Annotated in this window: 17 protein-coding genes; 9 read left to right on the top strand and 8 right to left on the bottom strand. The window is 42.1% G+C overall.

Features of this window, described 5'->3' with window-relative positions; all coding sequences use genetic code 11:
• The first annotated feature begins 58 nt into the window (after positions 1-58).
• Entirely contained in the window at positions 59-1,897 is a 1,839-nt protein-coding gene (locus tag V7K50_RS27280; protein WP_334965620.1) for a bifunctional serine/threonine-protein kinase/formylglycine-generating enzyme family protein, read from the top strand.
• A 27-nt stretch (positions 1,898-1,924) separates the two neighbouring features.
• Complete coding sequence (locus V7K50_RS27275; RefSeq protein WP_334965618.1) at positions 1,925-2,386, top strand: hypothetical protein; 462 nt, start codon at positions 1,925-1,927, stop codon at positions 2,384-2,386.
• Between the two features lie 280 nt (positions 2,387-2,666).
• Here the strand turns inward: V7K50_RS27275 and V7K50_RS27270 are convergent, their stop codons facing one another.
• The 3 genes from V7K50_RS27270 to V7K50_RS27260 form a co-directional block, all read right to left on the bottom strand.
• Entirely contained in the window at positions 2,667-2,963 is a 297-nt protein-coding gene (locus tag V7K50_RS27270; protein WP_334965616.1) for a hypothetical protein, read from the bottom strand.
• A gap of 406 nt (positions 2,964-3,369) precedes the next feature.
• Positions 3,370-5,109 (bottom strand): PAS domain-containing sensor histidine kinase, encoded by a 1,740-nt coding sequence (locus tag V7K50_RS27265; RefSeq protein WP_334965614.1) that lies wholly within the window; start codon positions 5,107-5,109, stop codon positions 3,370-3,372.
• A gap of 286 nt (positions 5,110-5,395) precedes the next feature.
• A complete protein-coding gene (locus tag V7K50_RS27260; RefSeq protein WP_334965676.1) occupies positions 5,396-8,074 on the bottom strand; it encodes a sensor histidine kinase in 2,679 nt (892 codons plus the stop codon).
• A gap of 325 nt (positions 8,075-8,399) precedes the next feature.
• Between V7K50_RS27260 and V7K50_RS27255 the strand changes: the two genes are divergently transcribed.
• The 3 genes from V7K50_RS27255 to V7K50_RS27245 all read left to right on the top strand — a co-directional run bounded on the left by V7K50_RS27255 (position 8,400) and on the right by V7K50_RS27245 (position 11,059).
• Entirely contained in the window at positions 8,400-8,987 is a 588-nt protein-coding gene (locus V7K50_RS27255; protein ID WP_334965612.1) for a Uma2 family endonuclease, read from the top strand.
• A gap of 340 nt (positions 8,988-9,327) precedes the next feature.
• Positions 9,328-10,413: a bifunctional DNA-binding transcriptional regulator/O6-methylguanine-DNA methyltransferase Ada gene (ada, locus tag V7K50_RS27250; protein WP_334965610.1), complete on the top strand. Its 1,086-nt coding sequence runs from the start codon at positions 9,328-9,330 to the stop codon at positions 10,411-10,413.
• Positions 10,397-11,059, top strand: a complete 663-nt coding sequence (locus V7K50_RS27245) for a DNA-3-methyladenine glycosylase family protein (RefSeq protein ID WP_334965608.1) — start codon at positions 10,397-10,399, stop codon at positions 11,057-11,059. The genes ada and V7K50_RS27245 overlap by 17 nt, the downstream gene beginning before the upstream one ends.
• Here the strand turns inward: V7K50_RS27245 and dapF are convergent.
• Positions 11,043-11,900, bottom strand: coding sequence for a diaminopimelate epimerase (dapF, locus tag V7K50_RS27240; RefSeq protein WP_334965606.1), 858 nt, complete (start codon positions 11,898-11,900; stop codon positions 11,043-11,045). The genes V7K50_RS27245 and dapF overlap by 17 nt on opposite strands.
• A 69-nt stretch (positions 11,901-11,969) precedes the next feature.
• Between dapF and V7K50_RS27235 the strand changes: the two genes are divergently transcribed.
• Positions 11,970-12,188, top strand: coding sequence for an Hfq-related RNA-binding protein (locus V7K50_RS27235; RefSeq protein ID WP_334965604.1), 219 nt, complete (start codon positions 11,970-11,972; stop codon positions 12,186-12,188).
• Positions 12,189-12,383: 195 nt separating this feature from the next.
• On the opposite strand, the gene V7K50_RS27230 is transcribed toward V7K50_RS27235, so the two are convergent.
• On the bottom strand, positions 12,384-12,530 hold the full coding sequence (locus tag V7K50_RS27230; RefSeq protein ID WP_334965602.1) for a hypothetical protein: 147 nt from the start codon (positions 12,528-12,530) through the stop codon (positions 12,384-12,386).
• Positions 12,531-13,011: 481 nt separating this feature from the next.
• Here V7K50_RS27230 and V7K50_RS27225 point away from each other — a divergent pair, with 481 nt between their 5' ends.
• Positions 13,012-13,992, top strand: a complete 981-nt coding sequence (locus V7K50_RS27225) for an ABC transporter substrate-binding protein (protein WP_334965600.1) — start codon at positions 13,012-13,014, stop codon at positions 13,990-13,992.
• Positions 13,993-14,001: 9 nt separating this feature from the next.
• Positions 14,002-15,786 (top strand): diguanylate cyclase domain-containing protein, encoded by a 1,785-nt coding sequence (locus tag V7K50_RS27220; RefSeq protein WP_334965597.1) that lies wholly within the window; start codon positions 14,002-14,004, stop codon positions 15,784-15,786.
• A 274-nt stretch (positions 15,787-16,060) separates the two neighbouring features.
• Here V7K50_RS27220 and V7K50_RS27215 read toward each other — a convergent pair whose 3' ends face one another.
• The gene (locus V7K50_RS27215) at positions 16,061-18,373 is read right to left on the bottom strand and encodes a cation:proton antiporter domain-containing protein (RefSeq protein ID WP_334965596.1); all 2,313 of its coding nucleotides are present in this window, start codon (positions 18,371-18,373) and stop codon (positions 16,061-16,063) included.
• Positions 18,374-18,530: 157 nt separating this feature from the next.
• Positions 18,531-19,508, bottom strand: a complete 978-nt coding sequence (locus V7K50_RS27210) for an SDR family NAD(P)-dependent oxidoreductase (protein WP_334965594.1) — start codon at positions 19,506-19,508, stop codon at positions 18,531-18,533.
• 253 nt (positions 19,509-19,761) lie between these two features.
• On the opposite strand from V7K50_RS27210, the gene V7K50_RS27205 reads away from it, so the two are divergent.
• Positions 19,762-22,347, top strand: coding sequence for a GAF domain-containing protein (locus V7K50_RS27205; protein WP_334965592.1), 2,586 nt, complete (start codon positions 19,762-19,764; stop codon positions 22,345-22,347).
• Positions 22,348-22,355: 8 nt separating this feature from the next.
• Here the strand turns inward: V7K50_RS27205 and V7K50_RS27200 are convergent, their stop codons facing one another.
• Positions 22,356-22,664 (bottom strand): DUF3067 family protein, encoded by a 309-nt coding sequence (locus V7K50_RS27200; RefSeq protein ID WP_334965590.1) that lies wholly within the window; start codon positions 22,662-22,664, stop codon positions 22,356-22,358.
• Between the last annotated feature and the right edge of the window lie 103 nt (positions 22,665-22,767).

Here is a 22,767-nt window from a genome sequence, read left to right as displayed (position 1 = left end):
GTTTTCAATTAGATAATATTGGGGCTAACTTTGGAGAAGATGCTATTTCCCCCTCATTATGCAAATCTGCCAAAATCCCAATTGCTCAAATCCATTCAACTCTGATAGCAATCGGTTTTGCGTGAGTTGCGGACAAAGTAACTTTGGCAAACTTCTCAGAAACCGTTACCGCGTATTAAGACTATTAGGTGAAGGTGGATTTAGTAGAACTTATGCTACAGAAGATGTCGATAGACTAAACGCACCTTGCGTCATCAAGCAATTTTTCCCGCAATTTCAGGGAACAGGACAACGCACAAAAGCAGCAGAATTTTTTAAAGAAGAGGCTTTTCGGTTGTATGAACTGGGAGAAAATCATACCCAAATTCCCAGATTACTAGCTTATTTTGAACAAGGTACTAGTTTGTATCTCGTCCAAGAATTTATTCAAGGAAAAACTCTCTTACAAGAAGTTCAGCAACAAATCTATGGGGAACAACAAATTTGGGAACTTTTAGCTGATTTATTACCAGTTCTGGAATTCATTCATACCCATAACGTCATTCATCGTGATATCAAGCCAGAAAATATTATCCGCCGTGCAAGTGATGAGAAACCCGTCTTAATTGACTTTGGCGGTGCTAAACAGGTAACACAAACCAGTTTAGGAAGACAAGCCACAGTAATTTATACCCTTGGTTATGCCCCAACTGAACAAATGGCTGGATTTGCTTGTCATGGCAGTGATTTATATGCTTTGGGTGTAACTTGTGTGCGTCTTTTAACTCAATGTTTGCCTTTACAAGATGCTTCTGGACAGATTAATGATCCTATTTATGATGCCATGAATGCTAAATGGTTGTGGCGCGAACATTTACAGAAAAAAGGTATTACTATCAGCGACGACTTAGGGAAAATTTTAGATAAATTATTAAAACATTTACCAAGTGAAAGGTATCAAACAGCAGTAGAAGTTATCAACGATTTAAATTTTGTAACATCGAACATTGAACCTATTGCCCTAAAAATTGTTTCGATGTCTCAACCCAGATTACCGCCGCTACCACAAAAAGCAATTGTACCATTACCCCCCTTAGAAACCTTTGAGTTTGACATAGTGACAGTAGACACAGGTGGTAGAGAAGTTAACCGCATGAGTGGTAATGCAAACTTTTTTGCCGAAGAATTGGGTAAATCTGTCACCTTAGAAATGGTATCGATTCCTGGTGGTACTTACATGATGGGTTCACCGGAGTTTGAAGGGGATGCTGACGAACGTCCTCGACATCAAGTTACCGTCGAACCATTTTTCATGGGGAAATTTCCTGTAACTCAAGCACAGTGGAGAGTAGTTGCAGCTTTACCCAAAGTCAAACAAGCTTTAAATCCCCATCCGTCGAAATTCCAAGGTCTAGATAGACCAGTGGAAAATGTATCTTGGTATGAGGCTGTAGAATTCTGTCTGAGGCTATCAGAAAAAACTGGACGCGACTATCGTTTACCGAGTGAAGCTGAATGGGAATATGCTTGTCGGGCTGGAACTACAACTTCATTTCACTTTGGCGAAACCATTACCCCTGAGTTAGTCAGTTGCACTATGGAACCAAAAAGCAAATTTCGTAAAGAAACAACAAACGTCGGTAGTTTTGAAGTTGCCAATGCCTTTGGATTGTATGATATGCACGGGCTAGTTTGGGAATGGTGTGCTGATTCGTGGCACAACAATTACAGCGACGCACCCTTAGATGGAACAGCTTGGCAAGTTGGCGGTGATATTCATCGCCGGGTACTACGCGGTGGTTCTTGGAGTTTCAATGCAGAACTTTGTCGCAGCGCTAGCCGTAGCTGGAACGAGTCAGACGGTGGACTAAGGGTTTGTGGCTTTAGAGTAGTATTTTCTGTAGAGGAGATTATTTAGCAATTTAATTCAGAGGTTGTATAAATTATGGACGGTAGAATTGAGAAAGGTGACATAGTACTGATAAATAAAAGTGGAAAATATCATCAACAAGTTGGTGAAGTAAGTGAGATTGATTATAATATTTTCTTCGTCAAAATAGTGATAGTAAACTTAGGGAATCAAGAAGCAAACTTTGAAGAAAAAGACTTACAATTACAAACTAAAAAGCCGAACCTACAAGAAGTCATTGCATCAGTAGACAAAATTCTAGAACAAGTTGTGCAGATTACTAGTTTGCCGACAAGAGAGAAAGTAGAGTTACCCAACCGGCTGAAATATCTGAAATTAGATATTCCTAAACTAGATAAGCAGTTGATTGAAAAAAACTTCGACAGCATAGATAAAATATTCGCAGCAACAAGAGAAGCAGACTCTTCAGCAAGCTTTTGGCAGGAAATCGATCCTAATTTGGAGAAAATAAGCTGGTGGATGAGAACAAGTTTGTGAACTAAAAAGTAACTCGGTGAGAAGAATCACCTTTGTCTCATTTTCAACCAGAATATAGACCAATATGGTTCATTTAAGGATTTTTGGTGCTGATTTTAGACCTGTAGAGACGCGAAATTTCGCGTCTCTACTGAACGGTATTGGAATATAGACATTACATGAGCCATTGAACTCACGTTTAATTAACATTATTTTGGCATTAATTTGAGCAGATTTATACAAACAAAAAAAAGGAGAGTAACAATACTCTCCTAAGGTAATATGAGGTAAAATTTTCAGTTTAGTGATTATAACGAGTTTGACGTTCACGTGATTCACGAGCGCGTCGTTCACGGGCTTGACGTTCACGTAATTCACGAGCGCGTTGTTCACGTACTTGACGTTCATGCAATTCACGAGCGCGTTGTTCACGTACTTGACGTTCGCGTTGGGCTTTATTGTTATTAAAAGCTACAGTATCACGATTAAAATGATCATGCTCAGATTTAAATTCAGCAGCATTAGCATTTTGAGAAAGAGCAGCAATTGAAGCAGCTGCTAATAAGCCTCCAAGAAGAATAGATTTAATGCGGTTCATATATCCTTTAATCTCCGTTGCGTTACTTGATTTGTATATTCACAATGTAATCGGAATAATCAGGTACACGCCTGTATCGAAAGTCATGTTTGAATAGTTACTTTTGTCACTAATACTAGGATTTATATAACGCCTCTTAAAAAGGCTTGCTCATATATCTTTTAGCCCCTTTTTAACGCAATACGGTTCAGTTAAGGCTAAAACTCTTTGTCAAAATGATTTTTTTTAACGAACCGCAAAGGACGCAAAGGACGCAAAGTACGCAAAGGAAGAGAAGGAAGAGAAGGAAGAGGAGGAAGAGAAGGAATAAATGCTTAACTGAACTGTATTGCTTTTTAACGGAGTCGCCGAAGGCGGGGGGATCTTCTTAACTAAACTGTATTGGCTTATATCCCAGTATGTCTAGTCAGCTAATAGGTAATGTAAACCAGAAGGTTGCGCCTGCATTCAATGCACTGTTGACACCAATTTCGCCGCCGTGAGCATGAATGATTTGCTTACATAGATACAAGCCCAATCCCAAACCTACAGAATTGCGGATACTTGCACCCCGAAAGTAAAGGTCAAAAAGCCGATCGCTTTGTTGTTGACTAATTCCCACACCGTTATCACTAACAGTACAATAAATTTTGTCATCCTTATGGGTAGCATTGATTGTTAAAAGCAATTCCGGGGGATTATGTTTCAGAGCGTTGACGATTAAGTTAGAAAAAACTCGCCATAGTTGCGTAGGATCAGCATTCACTAATGGCAAGTCTGCGGATACTAGATTTGTCAGCTTGGCTTGATTTTGTGCTAGTAATGGCTCTAAATCAACGATCGCAGCTTCGACCACTGACAGTAATTTTACGGGTTGACGTTGTAAAATAACACCCTGTATCTCATTGAGATGAGCTGACATTAACGAATTAATTAAGTTTAGTTGGCGATCGCTACTTTGAATCATCCGCTCTAAAATTGAGCGTGAAATCGAAATATTTTCCTCTGGATGTGCAAGCAAATTCTTCAGCACCATTAAACTACCCAACACTGGGTTGCGTAAGTCGTGGGAAACTGCATGGAAAAATACTCGTAGTTCTTCTTCAGTTTGCTTGCGCTGGGTAATGTCTTCAATCAAACCTTCGTAGTAAAGCAGTTTTCCCTGTTCATCACAAACTGCATAGGCTTTTTCCGAAATCCAGACAATACTCCCGTCTCGGCGATAAATTTGGGACTCGAACTCGGAAACGCTGCCATACTTTTCCATCAGGCGCACAAATTCTGCCCGACGGTTTGGATCTACGTATAATTGCTCAATTTCAGTGAAATTGGCTGTCACATCTTCTACTAAAGAATAACCATAAATACGTGCTAAAGCCGGATTTGCCGTAATGTAACGTCCATTGGGACTGCTTTGAAAAATCCCTTCAACGGCGTTTTCAAAAATGCTCCGATATTTAGCTTCTGCAACCTTGAGTTTTTGGTAGGCAGATTCCAGTTCTTGACGGGCGTAAAACTCAGAACGTTGCAAGCGATCGTATAGATAAACTCCGATGTCACATATAGTACAAAACCAAAATATGTATAAAATGAACGTTACATTATATATTTCCGGGTGATCCGCTATTGGTGTTTTTAGCCCAAGTGCCGTATTCACACCAAAATAGTAAATCAGCACACTCACTTGAGTCAGCAAGTGAAGAATCCAGCAGACTGGCATTAATATAGCTTGACTCAAGAACAGCAGCGACCAACCGATGGTATCAGGTAGTGCAAAACCTCTAACAGTTGCAAACAACTGCGTAGCTAAACTAATTGACCAAGAAGACCCCAAAAATAATAAATCTGGATGATGACGACCTAACTTAGTTTTATGTAAGGCAAAGCAGATCAGTATACTCAGGAGCATTGCAATATTGATTACAAGATGTTCTGTTGTCAGTACTTCTGGTAGCTTCTGCAACTCTTGAGAAGGGAAAAACAAGTCGTAAATGTCTCGCAAAGTAAAAGACAACAGACAGATTAGCGCCAGCCATAACCATAAATGCAATCTCTGCCACAAAAAATGGTTACGCCAAGCTTTGTAAGGAGTACTGATTTCATCTGTTGTTGGTGCGGAAAAAGTTTTTCTCCACCAGCTTTGCACTTTTGTAATTGGAGTAGCCATTAGCATCCGATCAACTTGCCCACAGGGTCGGGGGTGTTTTCCTTACTCAATATTGCTATATAGCGCTTCTCTGTTGAGTGCAATACAGACCTAACAAGAACAGCCCCTTCCCTACTAGCGTTGGGGAGCAAGATTCAAAGCCTCTCTCTTAAAAGCAGAGAGGAATGGAAGTGAGGTCAAAGTGTATTGCATCCATTGGAGAACCGTTATAAATAACACCCTGCCTTGTTGTACACGGTTGTCTATTATTCTATATGCTTAGGACACCCTCTGATTTTTTGTTGATTTATGGGCGATTTGTTGCGGATGGAGTGAAGAGAGGTAGTGTAAACCAGAATGTTAACCCACCCTTGCGGTTACTAATCACACCGATTTTGCCGCCATGTGCCTTAATAACTTTCCGACAAAGATACATTTTTAAGCCAATGCTTGTGGAACAACAGTCTTGAGGATCGCGGACATGGAGATCGAAAAGGCGATCGCACTCGACTTTACTCATTACCACACCGTCATCTTGAATCTGAGTGCGAATCATTCCGCCCTCAACGGTGGCACTCAGAATAAAATTTAATCCTGGTGGATTATTTTGCAAGCTATATGTTAATAAATATGCCAAAACTTTCTGCAACCGAGTTCCATCTGCCATTACTAACGGTAAATCTGCGGGAACCAAGTTCTTCAGAGTCGCTTGATTTTGTGTCAGTATGGGTGACAACTGGGCGAATATTCCTCCCAGGAGGGTGCTAAAATACACAGGTTCGGGTTTGATATCAATACCGTGTTTTTCATAGGAATTGATTTCTAGCAATGAGTTAATCATCGTCAGTTGGCGATCGTTGCCTTGAATCATCCGCTCGATGATTGAGCGAGATATTGGAATTTGAGATTGGGCAGAAGAGGCAGAGGGGCAGGGTGCGGGGGGCAGAGGAGAGGAATTTTCCCCCTGCTCCCTGCTCCCTGCTCCCTGCTCCCCACTACTTCGGCTTACCTCGGCTTCGGCTCCATCGAGCGAAGTCGAGATGCTCGGCACAAGTCGCTCAGTACAAGTCCCTACTCCCTGATTTAACAAATTCTTTAACACCATCAAGTTACCCATTACTGAAGTTTGCAAATCGTGGGTAACTGTGTGCAAAACAACATCTTTGACGCGATGCAATTTTTCCACTTCTTGCATTTTCTGCTGCAACTCTGCTGTCCGTTCTTGTACTTGGTGTTCTAAATTAGTGTTAAGTTCTGCTAGTTTTTGGTATATCTGGCTTTGGTGAATGGCGATCGCTACCTGTTCTGACATCTGCTGTAACAAATCAATTTCCATTGGCTGCCAATGACGCGAACCTGAGCATTGATGAGCAATCAACGCACCAAATAATTCGTTATTTAGCATAATTGGTACAGCCAAGCTAGCTTTCGTTTGGAATTTTTGGCAGTGGGCTTTGACTTTGGGGGATACTTCTACTTGTGTTATGTCTTCAATGACACGCACAATATTATCTTTTAGTAACTTTCTTAATTCTTGTAGATAAGCTTCATCATTAGTAGACCAACCTGTGATTGATGGATACTTAGAATCTACTGATTCGGCAAGAGTTTTGATGCCTAAATTGGCATTACTTAAACCTATAAAAACTCGATCTGCTTGCAGAAATTGCCTGACTTCCGTCACGGTGGTTTGGAGAATTTGCTCTAAGTTGAGCGAAGATCGAATTCGGACTAGGGTTTCTGCCAATAAGCGATCGCGTTGGGCCGAAAGGCAAAATTGCGCTTCTACCTGTTTACGTTCTGTAATGTCGTGATGCACTGCGAGGATGGAACGCATACCATCCAAATCAATGACTTCGGCTGAAAGTATTGCTGTGATTATCTCGCCAGACTTTTTCCGAAATTGAACTTCCAAGTTGCGAACAACTCCCGTGGCTTGCAACTCTTGTACCAAGTTTAGGCGATCGCGATCGTCTACCCAAAGATTTAACTCAAAAGCAGTTTGACCAATGGCCTGATCTCGCTCATAACCTGAAAGTTTCACAAAACTGTCGTTAACTTCGATGAAGCGTCCTTCTTGCAGCGTACTAATAGTAATTGAATCGGGGCTGCAACTAAAAGCTTTCGCAAATTTTTGGGCAAGATTTTGTAACCTGACTTCTACTTGTTTGCGTTCTGTGATATCTCGGACAATTGCTAGGATCTCATTTTCACCACTCACTACCAACCGCGCTTCATAATCTCTGATTCCCAAAGGCGTTGGTAGCTGATATTCGCAAGTTTGTAAAGTTCCAGAATCTAAAGTTTTAGCAATCGCTACTTGGCTAATAGCCGCCACATCACTAGGCAATAACTCTTGCAAATGTTTGCCAACTATTTCTTTTCTCGAAAGAGTGACATTTGCTCCCTCACTTTTCAAATCTAAATACTCACCATCGCGGCTGATGCGAAACATCAAATCGGGGATAGCATCTAAAATTGCTTGATACCGCGCCTCACTTTCTTGCAATTTTTCTTGGGCTTGTTTGCGGTCTGTAATATCCACCATCAAGCCATTCCAAAGCAAATCGCCTGCTGCTTGTAATTCGGGTTGCGAAGTACCTTGAATCCACTTAAGTTTGCCACTAGGCGTAATCATACGACCTTCCCAATGCCAAGGTGCAAGAGTGGTGCGACAAACCGCAATAGATTCCCTAAAAGCTTTTATATCCTCTGGATGAATCAGTTTATGTAGCACCTGGAAGTCTGCCTGTATCGCTTCTGGTTCTAATTCATACAAATATTTACAACCAGAACTAATATAAAGGATAGATACAGAACCATCCTGCTGTTGCAGAATTTGGAAAATCATCCCCGGTAAATTGGCAGCAATTGTTTCCAACAGAGTCATATTCTCTGGTTTATCCGGTGATTTGACAATTTCATCCACTCTTAGACCCTTTGATATATAAGCAATTGGCATAATATTCAAGGCAATCATAGCCATTGTGAGAGTTTTTTGACTGTCGGCGTGATCACTAACAGCAGAAAAAGTGGCTCTACTTTTAGGGTAGTTCTGGATGTTGCGATCGCATACACCCAATCGGGTGAACCCGTTGTCCAAAAATGAATCAGTTCAAGAGTGCTGAGTAAAACCGCAGATCCCCGACAACTTTTACGAAGTCGGGAATCTTGTCGATCGCGAATGATTCAGTAGGGCAATGAAGTGCTTAATACAAGGACTAAAGTCTTTACTACAAACTTATTTATCCGGCATAGCTGACTTGACAGACTACTAGAATAGATATATAGCTTCCACCTAAACTGATAATATGAATATTACCACCGTCAGTTTACCTCCTACCCTGGAATTAAATATCGACTTGACTGACGAGCAATTTTTTCAACTTTGTCAAAATAATCGAGATTTAAAGTTTGAGCGGACAGCTTCAGGGGAATTAATTATTATGCCGCCTACGGGGAGTAGTACTAGTGACCGTAATGCTGATTTAACTTATCAATTAAGAGCTTGGAGTCGTCAAAATCAGCTAGAAAAATCCTTTGACTCTTCTGGCGGTTTCAAACTTCCCAATGGTGCAGAACGTTCCCCAGATGCGTCTTGGGTGAAAATAGACCGGTGGAATGCTTTAAGCGAAGCAGAAAAAGAAAGATTTGCTCCTTTGTGTCCCGATTTTGTGGTTGAATTAATGTCTCCAAGTGATTCCTCAGAAAAAACCCGAACCAAAATGAGGGAATATATAGAAAATGGCTCAAGATTGGGCTGGTTAATTAATAGAGGACAGCAACAGGTAGAAATTTATCGCCATAATCGAGAAGTTGAGATTTTACAAAGTCCTAATACTCTATCAGGTGAAGATGTTTTGCCAGGATTTATTTTAGATTTAGCGGAAATTTGGTGATTAATTTGCCTACTGTAGAACGCTGGCATAATTATCATAAATTATTCTGGTAAATCAAATGCGATGTCTACGAGAACATCGCCCGTAATATCCTTTAGCCGTAGTTGCTGTAAATAGAGCCGACTTTGATCGCAACAATTAGATAGAAACTAGTTTCTCCATACACTTAATCTAGTGTTATATCAAGCTTAGTATGTGGCGATGTATCTGGAAAACCTCTCTCTAAATCTCTCTCCTAAAAGGAGAGAGACTTTGAATTCTCCCCCTTCCCTAGTAGGGAAGGGGGCTGGGGGGTTAGGTTTCGCCCTGTGATTTAGCAAAAAGGGCAGAGGAGGCATCAATGCAATTACAACAAACACCAGTCTTAGAAGAAACCCTTTGGGAAGCAGTTCTCAATCGAGATCCCACAATTGACGGCAAGTTTTTCTACGGTGTTCGCTCTACAGGCGTTTATTGCCGACCGATTTGCCCTAGTCGCAGACCAAATCGCCATCAAGTTTGTTTCTTTGAGTCGCCACAAGAGGCTGAAATCGCAGGTTTTCGACCTTGTAAGCGCTGTCAACCACAATCTGAAACAGTTCCAAATCCGGCGAAAGCGAAAGTTTTAGCAGTATGTCGATACATTGAAGCACAAGGCGATCGCATCCCAACTCTCTCAGAATTATCTTCTGAAGTTGAAATGAGTCCCAGTTATCTGCAAAGAATATTTAAGCAAATCATTGGCGTATCCCCTTTTCAATATGCAGATGCATTGCGTAGCCAACGATTGAAACAGCGTTTACAGTCAGGGGAAGAAATTGCTCATGCAGTTTACGACACGGGGTATGGTTCAAGTAGTCAACTCTATGAGAAAGCACCTAAGCAACTGGGAATGACACCGAAAACTTACCAACAAGCTGGAAAGACAATCAGTATTGTCTATGCGATCGCTCCATGTCCACTAGGATATTTGCTAGTGGCAACAACAGAGAAGGGTATCTGCGCCGTCAAATTAGGTGATGAAGCAGACAAGCTAGAACACATCTTGAACCAAGAATTTCACCAAGCGCACATCATCCGGGATGACCACACACACAAGGAATGGATAGAAGCAATCCTTGATTTTATCGTGGGAGGTGAAACACATCTCGATTTACCACTTGATGTCCGGGGGACAGCATTTCAGAAACAGGTTTGGCAAGCATTACAAAAAATTCCTTATGGCGAAACCCGTACATACACTGATATCGCCTGTGATATTGCTAAACCCCAGGCAGTCCGCGCGGTGGGTAATGCTTGTGGAGCTAATGCGATCGCGCTGATTGTACCATGTCATCGTGTCTTGCGGAGTGATGGCAGTCTTGGTGGTTATCACTGGGGAATTGAGCGCAAACAAAAACTGCTGATACAAGAATCGAAATTTCTCAAAGATGACTCAAACACCTGAACTAGAATCGCTGACTGAAGAAAGTCTTACCCGTGGTTTAATGGTGCTTGCCAAACTTGATAGCGATTTGGCTCGGATTTTACAAACACTGGGGCTACCACCGATGTGGAAAAGAGAAGCGGGTTTTACAACACTTCTGTGCATAATTCTGGAACAACAAGTTTCCGTAGCGGCTGCAAGGGCTGTATTTACCCGACTATGTGGGATTGTTGTAACTCTGACACCAGAAAATTTTCTGATATTGGATGATGTTCAGTTAAAAGGGATTGGATTCAGTCGGCAAAAGATTTTATACTGTCGTGGGTTGGCGAATGCAATTGTAAGTGGTCAGCTTGACCTAACCAAGCTGGAAACAATGGACGAAACTACGATCAGAACTGAGTTAAAGCGTCTAAAAGGTATAGGAGACTGGACAGTTGACATTTATTTGCTCATGGCGCTGCAACGTCCTGATGTCTTTCCTAAAGGCGATTTAGCGATCGCGATCGCTTTCCAAAAACTCAAAAACTTGGCGACGCGTCCAACACCTGCACAACTAGAAGCAATGACACAGCACTGGCGACCGTGGCGGGCAGTTGCAACCAGACTTCTATGGCATTACTACTTGAGTAATGCCAATGTTAAATCCGTTACAGTTTCCCAGTGAATACCCGCTCGGCTGGGCCTGTCATGTAAACCCGTTGGTCTACTTCTGACCATTCAATTTGTAAGGGACCACCAGGTAATTCTATCGTGGCGGTGCGATCGCATTTCCCCGTTAACACACCAGCCACCAAGGAAGCACAAGCGCCAGTTCCGCAAGCTAATGTGATTCCAGCGCCCCGTTCCCACACCCGCATTTTCAAATAGTCACGGCTTACCACTTGTATAAATTCAGTATTTATGCGTTGGGGAAAAACTGGATGATGCTCAAATTTTGGGCCGATGGTTTCTAGCTCAATTGCTGCGACATCTTGCACAAAGGTAATGCAGTGAGGATTTCCCATACTTACACAAGTGACATCCCAAATTTGCCCCGCCACCTCCAATGGCTGAGAAATGACTTTTTCTTCAGCAGGTGCAAGGGTGGTAGGAATTTCGCCAGCGAGTAACCTGGGTAAACCCATATCTACTTTAACTTGACCATTAGACAAGATTTGAGGAATCATCACACCAGCTAGGGTATGAATACGATATGTGATTGAAGATTGGGAAGATTCTTGCCCAGTCCCCAGTCCCTCTAAATCTGCTAAAAAACCAGCTAAACAGCGAATGCCATTACCACACATTTCCGGTTCTGAACCATCAGAATTAAAAATCCGCATAGTGTAATCCGTGCCATTTTCTCCAGGTAATGCAAAAATTACACCATCAGCACCGATACCAAAATGGCGATCGCACAACTTGATGGCTTGCTCTGGAGTCAATACAGGCAAGGATGACGAGCGATTGTCAATGAGAATAAAGTCGTTGCCTAGACCATGATACTTAGTAAATTCGATTGCCATTTGTTCAAGGATGAATTATCAAGGATTAGTTACTCTTTATTTTGCCTTGTAGGTTCATCTTTACTAAAAATGCTTACCGAATTTGACACCACTTTGCCTAGTATTAGACAAGTCCAGAACCTGATTAAACAAACAACGCCAGTAGAGTTAAAGCTGCTGACTGGTGATGTAATCACAGGAAAGGTTGTATGGCAAGATCCCCAGTGTATCTGTATTGCCGATGAAAACAGCCAGCAAACCATTATTTGGAAACACGCGATCGCATACATCAAGCCGAAAACAAGTTAGGAGTCTTTGACATTAGTTGCCTTTTAAGCTAAAACACATCTAATTTGCATATTAAAATTTTCTCAACATCTTGTGGGGTGGGCAACATGAGCGCCTTGATTATGCAACTTAAATGCCGATTAGCTTATTGCTGGGTAGCGCTAATACCGCTCTCAGCAATCTACCTCCATCCCCACCTGATTTGGATGGATATGGTTAGGAAGCTACAAAATATATCAAATCCACTACCAAGAGCAATGCTACGGCTGCGATCGCTTTAACAGCGAGTGTTTTAGAAGAAGACAAAGCGATCGTTCTTTCATCTGGGTGTGATGAGTTTCTATGTAAATCTTTTGCATACACTAGCGAAACATCCTGACTTTTCACGTTATGTGGAAAAGCTAACGATTGACCTAACCCCCTAACCCCCTTCCCGCACGAAGTGCGGGAAGGGGGAAAATTCAGGCGAAACATCTAGGTGTCAAATATATATTTGCTGAGAATAATTATTCAAATTTGGAATATACAGAAGAAAATTCTTCATAATTTATATGTTTCCAAAAGGGATTAATCAATTCTATGATATAGCAATCCTAAATCATTCGTGAACAACGAGATTCCCGACTTCTTAGAGAAGTCGGGGATCTGAGTCTTGTGATTTTCACAAATCAAATAAGATTGCTATATGAGGCTGCTTTAGAAGCAAATACTAATATTATCATATAATTGGTCAATTAGAGAATCGGTAAGTTTTTGATTCAAAATCAACAAAGCTTGCCTCTTAATTTGAATTTAAACAGACAGCTTGTTTCCTAGTCAATGATTAAAGAGCATCAAATCTTATATGTTTAAACTATTCAGATACATTAGTATTTTTCTCATGACTGCCTGTTTGCTATTTGGTTGTCATGCTTGGACAGCGACCGAATTAAAGCGTCCTCCCTTGAAAGTAGAATTTGCATCTTTTGTTGGGGAGTATCCAGGCCTCATTGCTCAAGAAAAAGGATTCTTTAAAGCCCAAGGGGTAGATGTGGAACTAGTTTATAAACGATACACCCAATTGGAAAGAGCAAATTTCAGTGCGGGTAAGTATGATGGCATTTCATTATCATTAGGAAGTTTTATAATCTTGAGTGCCACAAATCCAGATATACAAGGCGTAATGCTTATAGATGAATCAACAGGAGCAGATGTGGTAGTCGCCCAATCACAAATTAAAACCGTCGCTGACTTGAAAGGGAAAAAGCTGGGTGCAAATCTAGGCGGTTTTAGCGAAGTTTTCGTGACTGAGATGTTGAAAATAGCTAACTTAACTAGCGATGATGTAAACTTAGTTAAATCAGAGGCTTTTGAAATTCCTCAACGCCTGAAAAATAATTCTATTCAAGCTGGACACACTTGGGAACCCTATCTTTCTAAAGCTATTAAATTAGGAGGACATATCCTATTTACCAGCAAACAAACCCCTGGCTTCATTTTAGATATGATTGTCTTTCGCGGTGAGACAATCCGCGATCGCCCCGAAGACATTCGTGCATTTGTGCGAGGATGGCTGCAAGCCATAACCTACTGGAAAGCAAATGTTCAGGAAGGAAAAGCTATCATCAGCAAAGCGTTAGAAATTCCTGGCAATACAATCTCCCTGGAGGGAATAAACCTAACTGATTTAGGTGAAAATCAAAAATTCTTTCAATCTAGCAACCCTAATTCCATCTACAAAACTGCCAAGATATATGCAGACTTTTTTATTCGCTCTGGAAACGTGACGCGCATTCCTGAGCTAAAAAGTTTGTTCAATTCTTCTTTTTTGAACCCTCCCTCCTAATTTAAAGCCATGCAGCACCCTCTTTTGGGCGGCATCCGTACAAAGTTGATCGCCTGGTTTCTGATTGTTGCTTTGATTCCGTTGTTGTTATTGGCATTTATCAACACACAGACAACTGAAAAAGCACTAACTGACAACGCGAAACAGGCCCTATCTGCGGCGGCTAACGAAACTGCTAATAGAATAGATACCTTTATTGATGGAAATCTCGATGCCGTGCGTGTAGAGGCAATTTTACCAGGTTTGGCACGCTACCTGAGCCTAACTCTAAAACAGCGAGATGACAGCCCCGAAATGCAATTGGCGACAGAAACATTAATCAGTCTTAGTCGCAAAGATACGCTCAATGTTCTCTCTTATGCTTTGCTCGACTTAAACGGGAAAAATGTATTGGATACATATACACCGAACATTGGCAAAGATGAATCAGTTGAAGATTATTTTCAAGAACCAGTGCAAACTGGGTTCTACTTTGTTTCTAGCATGAAGTTATCGTCGGCAATTTCTGACCTTGTTACCATCTTTTTTAGCAGTCCGGTTCGCAATGGCAAGGGAGATATATTAGGTGTATTACGTGTTTCATACAATGCGACTGTTGTCCAGCAGCTAGTAACTCGACAAACTGAACAGACTGGGGCAAAATATTTTGCTATTCTTTTAGATGAAAATAATATTTATCTGGCACATAGTACTGCACCAGAACTGCTTTTTAAATCAATTGTACCTCTGCCTTCTGATGTTGTAACTCAACTCCAAAAAGAAGAGCGTTTGCCTAATTATCCTGTCAAAGAATTGGCAACTAATGAGTGGAAACTTAAGCAAGCATTGGATAATAAGCAGTCGTATTTAATTACATCTTTGTCAGCAACAGGTAATCAGGTCAATCTGATTGCGATCGCTCATTTAAAAGATAAACTTTGGACTGTGTTGTTCGCACAGCCCCTTGCTGTTGCCAAAGCACCTGTAGAAAAGCAAATTCGTGACGCAATGTTTCTATTTGCATTTATCGCTGGAGTAGTGACAATCATGGCTTTCGCCATTGGGGAACTGCTAACAAAGCCAATAATTTACCTTACCAATGTAGTTTTCCAGTTTACCGCAGGTAACTTAGATATCCGCGCCAAAACTAGCTCAAAAGACGAAATAAGTCAACTGGCAAAATCGTTTAACAATATGGCACTTCAGTTACAAACATCTTTTGAAACTTTGGAGCAACGGGTACAGGAGAGAACAGCAGAGTTAGTAATTGCTAAAGAAAATGTAGAAGATGCAAATCACAAATTAGAACAACTGGTAAATCTAGATGGTTTGACTCAGGTGGCTAACCGTCGCTGCTTCGATGAACGACTACAAGCAGAATGGAAACGCCTTGCACGAGAACAACAACCCCTGTCAGTGATTTTTTTCGATGTTGATAAATTCAAACTTTACAACGACTACTATGGTCATCTTGGAGGCGATGATTGCCTAGTTAGGATAGCCCAAACACTGCAACAGATAGTTCATCGTCCTGCTGATCTAGTAGCGCGTTACGGAGGAGAAGAATTTTCGGTACTCCTCCCCAATACTGACTTAGTAGGAGCAATCAAGATCGCACAAAATATTCAGCAAGCAATTCACGATCAGGCTATTCCCCATGTAAAGTCTGATATCAAGGATATTGTCACACTTAGTTTGGGCATTAGTTCTGTCATACCCACTTGCGACATCAAGCCAGATACACTCATCGCTTCAGCTGATATAGCAATGTACAATGCCAAAAAAGAAGGGCGCGATCGCTATTGTACTTATTAGGTAACTCCCAGAAATAAATTATCCAATATTGTGGGGTGGGCAACATGAGCGCCTTAGCTTAGGGGCGGGCGAGACGCCATTCGTGAAAAATTAGATCCCCGACTTCTCGAAGAAGTCGGGGATCTGGACATCGCGCATTTTCACAAACTCTACATTTCTGAATTACGAATTAAGCTAAAACACATCTAATTTGCAGATTAAAATTTTCTCAACATCTTGTGGGGTGGGCATCTTGCCCGCCTTGGTTATGCAACTTCAATGCCGATTAGCTTAGTTAATCTTTAAGCGCTTCCGCCTCAGCAGCTTGCACCACTGGTATAGAAAGGGGTATTTTATTAGCGATCGCAAATAACTGTTCTAATTGACTTAAACCTGTCAAGTTACCACATAACAAAACTTGGTCGCTAATTCGCAAATCCATACCGCCATCAGGATAGCGGATAAACTTCCCATCTCGCCGGATCGCCTGTACCTGTACTCCATATTGCTTGCCGATATCTAAATCTGCAAGGGTTTTACCCAATATTGGTGCATCTGCATTAACTGTAACCCACTGACAAGCACTATTTTCTCCGGGAACAGCCGCCTGTCCCTTGGCAAATTCTGCCAAAGCTGCTAATTCTTCATCCGCTCCCACAATCAGCAAGCGATCGCCATCTGACAATTTGGTTTGATTATTGGGATAATCGATTTCATCGCCGTTAGCGCGGCGAATTGCCATCAAACTTGCTCCTGTTAAATAGCGCATATCGGCTTCTTCTAAAGTCATGCCAATTAAAGGCGAATCAGCTGGGAGAGGATACCAACGCTGATTTAAATCGCGGGTTGCTTGGCGCAAATCGCGGGCGACTTCAGTTGCAGAACGCTCTGGCCGCAAATCTAAATAATGATCGTTGCGGATTTGCTGCATTTCTCGTTGGACGTCAACTGACGACAACAAGCCTAAGCCAGTTAATAAATAAGTTGCCATTTCTAAGCTGGCTTCAAACTCTGGTTGCACCACCTCCCTAGCTCCCAATTGATACAACACCTCAATATTTTTATCCTGGGTAGCACGGACAACCAAATCTAATTCTGGGCGCAATTCCAAAGCGCGTTTCAAGCAAAGACGGGTACTCATGGGGTCTGGGAGTGCGATCGCCATTCCTTTGGCATGATTCACCCCGGCAGTTTCCAAAACGTGTAAACTCACACAATTGCCATAGACATAAGACACCCCAGCCTCACGTAATTGCTGAATTCTACTCTCTGATTGGTCGATTACTACCACAGGTAGGTGATGTTGCTGCAACAATTTCACCAAATTCTTGCCCACTCGTCCATAGCCACAAACTACCACATGGTCATTGAAGGGCAAATCTTCCGATACATCCCGCGCCTCATCTTCTTCTAAGTATGGTTTCAACCAAGGCATTGATTCGGCAAAGTTAAATAAAAATGGCACTAACCGCAGTACAAATGGGGTAAGCATGAGAGTAACTGCGGTGGTTCCCAAAATTAATAAATATATTTGTCGGGACACCAGCCCCAAAGATTGCCCTTCACTAGCGAGAACAAAGGAAAATTCCCCAATTTGCGCCAGTCCTAAACCGGCGATAATGGCTGTTTTCAAAGGGTAGTGGAATAGTTTTACCAGGGGCGTGATAATCAAAAACTTACCGACAAAAACTATTGCCACCAACCCCAAAATCAATTCTAGGTTGTTCCACAAAAACACTGGGTCAATTAACATCCCAATGGCGGCAAAAAATAAACTAGCAAAGATATCTCGCAATGGTTCCACATAAGTCAGGGTTTGATCGGCGTACTCCACCTCAGAAATCATCAAACCCGCCACAAATGCCCCCATCTCAATGGACAGCCCCAAATGCTCTGTTAATAGGGCAATGCCCAAACACAAAGCCACAACTCCTAATAAAAATAGTTCTCGGCTTTCGGTACGGGCTAACAGTCGCAACAAAGGCGGTATCAGCCAAATCCCCGCAAATACTGCACCAGCAGCAAATAAACCAATTAACAACAGCGCTGTCAGCACGGCCATACCAATGGTTTCTGCTGGTTGGTTGAGGGCTGGTAAGACTGCTAACATCAGTCCTAGTGCCAAGTCCTGTACTACCAAAATCCCTAACATCACTTGTCCGTGGGGTGTTTCTGTTTCGTTGCTTTCCATCAAGCATTTGAGAACAACGGCTGTGGAAGACAAGGAGAGAATACACCCCAAAAACATTCCCTTCGCAGGTAAAGTTCCCCAGGCTCCAGTTAACCCACAGACTACAACTGTGACCAAAATCGTCAAAGCAATCTGGAGTCCACCGCCGCCAAGAGCGATCGCTTTTACCTTCTTGAGTTCCGCTAAGGAAAATTCCACACCCAAGGCGAATAATAAAAAGGCGACTCCGAACTGTGCCAGAGTCTCGACTTGAATAACTTCTTTAATCAATCCCAGCCCGGCTGGGCCAATGATCATCCCGCCAATTAGATAGCCCAGCAGCACGGGTTGCCGCAATAGTGCCGCCAACAGCCCGCCACAGGCTGCAACGCCTAGAACTAAAACTAAATCAACAATTAACCTAAAATCTTCTTCCACCAATTTTAAAAAAACTATTAAGACCTATTAATTCAGCATACAAAGTTTTACGATCTCAAACAGCTTGTTTTGTAAAGGGGCACCCATTAAACAAGTAATGAGTAATAAGTAATAAGTAATGGGTATTACTCATTACTCATTACTTATTACTCATTACTTAAATTTTAGGCGAACTGAGGGCATTCAATAATAGTAGTGACCACGGCATTTTAATATCGGGTATGAGCCATGAGTACTTTCTCAGTACGGGTAAGGCAGCCGGTAGTACAAAACGCAGAGAACGTAATGATGCAGGTTGATGGCCATTTTCATCGACAATTCCATATTTACTACCTAGTTCGGCAACAATCTGTACACGTCCTGTAAGGCGCATAATATTTGGCTCACAAGCAAGTGCAGCGATCGCTCGTCCGGTTAATAGGGGAGTTTCCCAGTTGTAGCGATCGCTGATAAATGAGTTTTTCTGTTCACTAGCATTGGTTTGATTCATTTGGGCAGCAAAACTGGAAAAAAGCTCAGTACCAACAATACCCGGCCAAATTGAGACAGAAGCGATGTTATGTGGCTTTAACTCAACAGCCATATTAGCAGCAAGGCGATCGCACCCTGCTTTCCCAACACCATAAGCTGTATTAAAGATATAAGACATCCCACCCCACGAGGAAATGGTGCAAATCAGTCCAGAGTTCCGCTTAGTCATCATTCGGGCTGCAAAAATACTGGCAACATAGTGGCTACGAAGACCAACATTGTTGCTAGCATCCCAAAGACTTGGCTCACAATCCCAAAAAGGCTGTCCATAAGCGTCTTTTAATGCCTGAACTCCTGAGTAAGCATTGTTTACCAGAAGATCGAGTTGTCCATTTTGTTCATCTTGAATGCGATCGAAAAGCGATCGCACCTGCTCATCGTCGCTGTGGTCTACTTGGACGGGAATACATACACCACCGACTTCTTCAATGGCTGATTGGGTTTCACTAAGACTTCCTGAAACCGCATCACTAGAAGAGTTATTGAGGCTACGGCCTGTGATGTATACAGTTGCACCTGCTTCACCGAGACCAATAGCAATTCCCCTACCAATTCCCCGCGTAGCACCTGTAACTAATGTTACCTTACCTTCAAGGTGTTTCATGATAGCTGATTTGTACCTAATGTTTTAAATGAGGGGTATCACCCTCTATTCATCATCTGTATCCGCCACTGGGAAGGAGTTCTAGTCAAGCCATGCTTGTTGGTAATCCGCCTCCGCCTTGATTCACGGGATGACGCTGGCTGAACAAGGGATTAAACTATGGATAATGTCAAGCAATTGTTGCTTTTAACACCACTTACATAAATTTAATTGTTAAACCTAACATCTCATCCTGCTATATAAAATACCAGTTATGTCAGCGTATCAAGGAAGTTGTGGGGAGACCACCGATTTGATTATTGGTGTTCACAACCAAGAAAACCGCGAATTACCAGTAAATTCTGCTCCTGTGGGTGCTCTTGCCACAAGACAAGGAACCTTTTCTACGTTTCTTGCTCCCCTGACTCAGGATACTTTTAAACAGGTGGTTCAGGATGTCGAGCAAAAATTACAGATTGTCCATCAAACCCTGTCAATGCTGGATTCTCATGGGTTTGAAACTATTCTGCAAGAAATGTTGCATTCCATTACCTTAAAAACCGGGGAATTACTGGGGGCGGATCGAACAACGATATTTTTATTGGATGAAGAAAAACAAGAACTCTGGTCAATTCTCGCTGAGGGTGAGGGCGGTCGCTCTTTAGAAATTCGCATCCCCGCCAATAAAGGTATTGGGGGTGAAGTCGCTACTTTCAAGGAAGTGATCAATATTCCCTTTGATTTTTATAACGATCCGCGATCGCACTTTGCCCAAGAACAAGAAAAAAGAACTGGCTACCGTACTTACACCATGCTGGCTTTGCCACTCTTAAATGAACATGGGCAATTAGTTGCAGTAGTACAATTACTGAATAAATTAAAATCTGGAAATAATCACGACGCTCTACTTGCACAACGGATTGATACCAAAGGTTTTACCTGTGCTGACGAACAATTATTTCAAGAATTTGCCCCTTCAATTCGCCTGATTTTAGAATCCTCGCGCTCTTTTTACGTAGCTACCCAAAAGCAAAGAGCAGTGGCGGCGCTAATGAAGGCGATTAAGTCCCTCTCTCAAAGCAGTCTCGACTTAGAAGACACCCTAAAGCGGGTGATGGATGAAGCCAAAGAACTGATGAATGCCGATCGCAGTACACTATGGTTAATAGACCGCGATCGCCATGAATTGTGGACGAAAATCACCCAAGATGATGGTTCAACCAAAGAGTTACGAGTCCCCGTAGGTAAAGGCTTTGCTGGGATAGTAGCGGCTTCTGGCAAAAAGCTAAATATTGGCTTTGATTTGTACTACGATCCTGACTCAGAGACAGCCCAAAAACTAGACCAGCAAAATGGCTATCGTACCTGTAGCTTACTTTGTATGCCAGTATTTAACGCCGATCAACAACTGATTGGTGTTACCCAACTTGTAAATAAAAAGAAAACTGGTGATTTTCCACCTTATAATCCAGCTGATTGGCCCAAAGCTCCTGACTGCTTCCAAGCTAGCTTTGACCGCAACGATGAAGAGTTCATGGAAGCTTTTAATATTCAAGCCGGAGTGGCGCTGCAAAATGCCCAGTTATTTGCCACAGTCAAGCAACAAGAACAAATGCAACGGGACATTTTGCGTAGTCTTTCCAATGGAGTGGTCTCCACTGATAAAACTGGGTTAATTATCGCCGCCAATGAAAGCGCCCAACGTTTGCTAGGACTGGGAGTAGATGAACGATTAGAAGGTAAATTAGTTAATGATGTCATTGCCATCAAAGAAGGTGACTTTAGCAAGTGGTATCAGGATGCTTTACATGCAGTTGACTTAAAAGGCCGCCAGCAATATTACCCCGATCGCACACTCATAACCACTGGTACACAACAGCACAGTATTAATTTATCAATTAACACAATTGCCGATGCTAGCGACCAAGAACAAGTCCGGGGGGCGCTGGTGGTGATGGAAGATATTAGTGATGAAAAGCGGCTCAAGAGTACGATGTACCGCTACATGACCCAGGAATTAGCCGAAGAATTGCTGAAATTAGATGATGCTAAACTAGGAGGCGATCGCAAAGAAGTTTCGATATTATTTTCGGATATTCGCGGTTACACCACTTTGACAGAAAACTTGGAAGCAGAAGAAGTGGTGAGTATGCTCAATGAATATTTTGAATCAATGGTGGAGGCAGTCTTTAAACATAAAGGCACCCTTGACAAATATATCGGCGATGCCATCATGGCTGTCTTTGGTTCTCCCCTACCATTAGAAGAACACGCTTGGATGGCAGTACAAACAGCCTTAGAAATGCGCGTTCGCTTGCACGAATTTAATCAACGTCGCTATGTAGATGATAAGCCCAGAATTAAAATCGGCATTGGCATCAATTCTGATACCGTGATTAGTGGGAATATTGGCTCTAGTAAGCGAATGGAATTTACCGCCATTGGCGATGGCGTTAATCTTGGTTCTCGATTAGAAAGTGTTAGTAAACAGTATGGTTGCGACATTATTATTAGCCATAACACTTTTAAACCGTGCCAAGATCATATTTGGGCTAGAGAATTAGATTACATTCGTGTCAAGGGCAGAAATGAGCCAGTAGCCATATATGAATTACTGGGTTTGCGTTCTAATGCCATTGAAAGCGAAAAATTGCAAGTGATTGAGCATTATCATAAAGGGCGCGAATATTATCTCAATCGGCAGTTTTCTCGTGCCAGAGCTGAGTTTGCTAATGTTTTGGCAGCAGACAGCCAAGACAAAGCGGCGATGTTGCATCTGTTACGTTGTCAGCATTGGTTACAATCACCCCCAACAGAATCAGATTGGGATGATGGAGTTTGGACATTTCTGGAAAAATAATTGACGTGTCATAATATCCATTCTGAAGAGCGATCGCCCAAATCTAGAGGAATACTCACAGCTTTGCCGAGGCGGGGGCGATCGCGTGTTTGGACAATAAAAGTTTGTACCTGTATTGACCCACCCAAGGCATGAAGATAATTGGCAATGCTGTCGAGATGCTCTTGGTACTCCACCTCGCTCAAGGGAAAAGAAGCTTGCTCTAGATACTTCCACATTACTTGCAAAAATATCTTTCCCTGTGCCCGCCGCAACTGGACATCGTAAGAATATCCCCACTTATCAAGCAACATCTGGCGTAATTCCTGTCCTGTCATAGCTTTTCTCAGTCAGATTTTACATTTAGTTATGATGTTAAGTTCCGTGACTCCAGTATGATAAGGATATAAAGAAATGTAATGCTAACAGAAAAGATGCTTG

This window comes from Nostoc sp., from assembly GCF_036917135.1.
Taxonomy (GTDB): Bacteria; Cyanobacteriota; Cyanobacteriia; order Cyanobacteriales; family Nostocaceae; genus Nostoc.
This window is presented reverse-complemented; position numbering and strand designations above follow the sequence as displayed.